3 protein-coding genes are annotated in these 3,097 nt (G+C 39.3%); all 3 read left to right on the forward strand.

The features are described 5' to 3' along the window. Nucleotides 1–69 precede the first annotated feature (69 nt). A complete protein-coding gene (fahA, locus tag H5072_RS15495; protein ID WP_182694028.1) occupies nt 70–1,383 on the forward strand; it encodes a fumarylacetoacetase in 1,314 nt (437 codons plus the stop codon). 143 nt (nt 1,384–1,526) lie between these two features. Next, entirely contained in the window at nt 1,527–2,690 is a 1,164-nt protein-coding gene (locus tag H5072_RS15500) for a M23 family metallopeptidase (RefSeq protein WP_182694029.1), read from the forward strand. Continuing rightward, nucleotides 2,680–3,097, forward strand: a 418-nt coding sequence (locus tag H5072_RS15505) for a polymer-forming cytoskeletal protein (RefSeq protein ID WP_182694030.1), incomplete at its 3' end; no start/stop codon positions are given. The genes H5072_RS15500 and H5072_RS15505, both read left to right, overlap by 11 nt.

The raw sequence follows: 3,097 nt of genomic DNA on the forward strand, positions 1-3,097 counted from the left end.
GCGCCAAGTACAAGTATGATTAAATAAACTATACCTTGTCGCCATACAGTAAAATCCAAAGGAAATGTAATGAGCCTAATTAACGAAACCCACGATATTAATTTAACCAGCTGGGTAGAATCAGCTAATGTTGATAATTGCGACTTCCCGATTCAAAACTTACCGTTTGCAGAATTTCGTCGTAAAGGGTCTGATGAGGCCTTTCGTGGTGGTGTTGCAATTGGTGACCAAGTAATCGATTTAGCAAAACTAAGTAAATTAAACGTTTTAACAGGTGACGCTAAAACAGCCGCAGATGCAGCAAGTGAAGCAACCTTAAATACATTTATGGGTTTAGGGAAGCAGTATTGGTCAGCTCTTCGTTTAGCGCTTTCAAAAGCACTAAGAGCAGGCTCTGAGCACCAACAAGCGCTTAGCGATACATTGGTTGCACAGTCTGATATAGAGTATTCTTTGCCTTGTCGTATCGGTGATTACACCGACTTTTACACTTCTATTTATCACGCTACAGCTGTGGGTAGTTTATTTCGCCCTGACAACCCATTATTACCTAACTATAAATGGGTACCTATTGGTTATCATGGTCGCTCTTCATCTATTGACGTATCGGGTCAAACATTTCATCGACCTAAAGGTCAAACCAAAGCGCCAGACGCAGAAGTGCCATCATTCGGTCCTTGTAAACGCCTTGATTACGAACTAGAGCTGGGTATTTACTTAGGTAAAGGCAATGCACTGGGCGATGCAATCGCTATCGAAAATGCTGAAAACCATGTATTTGGCTTTTGTGTATTTAACGATTGGTCAGCACGTGACTTGCAAGCGTGGGAATATCAACCGCTTGGTCCATTTTTAGCTAAAAACTTTGCCTCAACGGTATCGCCTTGGATTGTAACAACCGAAGCATTAGCGCCTTACAGAACAAGCTGGACACGTGATGAAAACGATCCACAGCCTATGGACTATTTAGAATCAAAAGCGAATCGCGACCAAGGTGCTTTTGATATTCAAATGGATGTTAGAATTCAAACGCAAAAAATGCGTAGCGAAGGCCATAACCCAACGCGCGTATCAACATCTAGCTTTAAGCACTCTTACTGGACTGTGGCACAAATGGTTACTCATCACACAGTAAATGGCTGTAACTTTATGCCAGGTGACATGCTAGGTTCGGGCACTCAGTCGGGTCCAACGCACGAAGAAGCAGGTTCATTACTTGAGCTTTCTCGTGGCGGTAAAGAAAAAATCACGCTAAGTAATGGCGAACAACGTAGCTTTTTAGAAGATGGCGATAACGTTATTATGCGTGGCTGGTGTGAAAAAGAAGGCTATGCATGTATAGGTTTTGGCTCTGTAGAGAGTACTGTACTGCCGGCAAAATAATACGCATATTAAAAAATTTATTAAAAGGGCTGCTTACTAAAAGCAGCCCTTTTTTATTAATTTTTGAACAGTTACAATTTTTTTCTAGCTTTTTTAACTCAAATTGCTATCTTAATTCGGTTAATAGCCAGTGTTTATATGCCATGTCAGTATTTATAAAGTCTTTTTATCATAAATTTTTCCCTGCTCGTCAGCTACTTATTCGTCAAAATGGCGAAGTTAAGCATGTTGTTTTAGCCTCTTGGTTTCAACTTCTTGTAGCGTTGCTTATTTTAGTCACTTTTACTTGGCTGAGTATTTCAAGCTTTCGTGTTTATACACAAACAAATAAAATCTCTGACATAAAACAAAATCAAATAACCGAGCAAACGCTGTGGCAACAAAAAGTCAGTGAGCAACAAGCCCTTCAAGCAACGCAATTAGAGCAACTTGCAATTCTTGAGCAAAAGCAGGCGCTACTGCAAAGCATGATAGAATCCCTTCCTACTTCAATTAGCAAAGACGTTATTAAGCTTGATACAGAACTTGATGTACCTATTAATGAAAATGGCAATGAATTTCATGAGCCATTAGTCGATGAAAATCAAAAAGGTAAACAAGCACAGTTAATCGCTCCAATCACATTCGCAACAAGAGTGGCCAACTTAAATAATCAGTATGAGCAAAGCTTTACCTATTTAGATAACCAAATTAGTGAACGTCACCAAGCCATTTTAGCTATGGTTAAAGGCGCAGGAATTGAGTCTGCGCTTGAGCAACACCTAATATTAAGCGCCCAAACAACTGCACAAGGTGGGCCACTTGATATATTTAACGAAACAAAAATTCCGAGCCACTTTTTAGCCATCGTTGATAAGTTATTAATATTAAATAATTTAGAAAACTTTTTAACTGAGCTACCAAATACCCTGCCTTTAGCTAAAGCTAAATACTATATTTCGAGTAATTTTGGCCTTAGAAAAGATCCCATGAATAGTAATCACGCCTTTCATAAAGGAATTGATTTAGCCGGTTGGCATAAAACCGAAATATTCGCCCCAGCAGACGCAGTAGTTCTTCGTGCCGGTCGTAATGGTGGTTATGGTAACTTTATTGAGCTTGAACATAAAAATGGCTTAGTGACTCGATTTGGACACTTAAATAAAATTAAAGTAAAGAAAGGTCAATCAATCACTAAACATGATGTGATCGGCCTAATGGGCAGCACCGGCCGAAGCACAGGCACGCATTTACACTACGAAGTATTACTTAATGGTAAACAAGTCAATCCTCTAAAAATAACAAAGGCGCTTTCTCGTGTTTGGTAGAAAAAAACAAAAAACAGTTAGCTCTAATTTAAAAAGAGTGAATCACACACCGTCTATTATTTCTGAAGACGTACGCCTTACAGGCACTTTAGTTAGCCAAGGTGAAGTACAGCTTGATGGCCGTATTGATGGTGACATAAAAGTGGAGCATTTAGTTATTGGCTCAGCGGGAGTTGTTGAAGGTATTGTTGAAGCTAAAAGCGTTATTGTTAAAGGTAAAGTTATTGGGTCAATTAATGCCAGTGAAGTAAAAGTACAAAGTGGCGCTCATGTTCATGGCGATGTATTTCACGATACATTGAGTATTGATGCAGGCGCAGTAATTGAAGGCAGTTTAAAGCAACGCTTTGAAAAAGAAGAGCCGGAACTAATTTCGAAAGAACTAAAACCCGCAAAAGAAGTTAAAG

Origin of the sequence: Pseudoalteromonas sp. SR45-5 (assembly GCF_014163565.1) — a bacterium.
GTDB classification, from domain to species: Bacteria; Pseudomonadota; Gammaproteobacteria; order Enterobacterales; family Alteromonadaceae; genus Pseudoalteromonas; species Pseudoalteromonas distincta.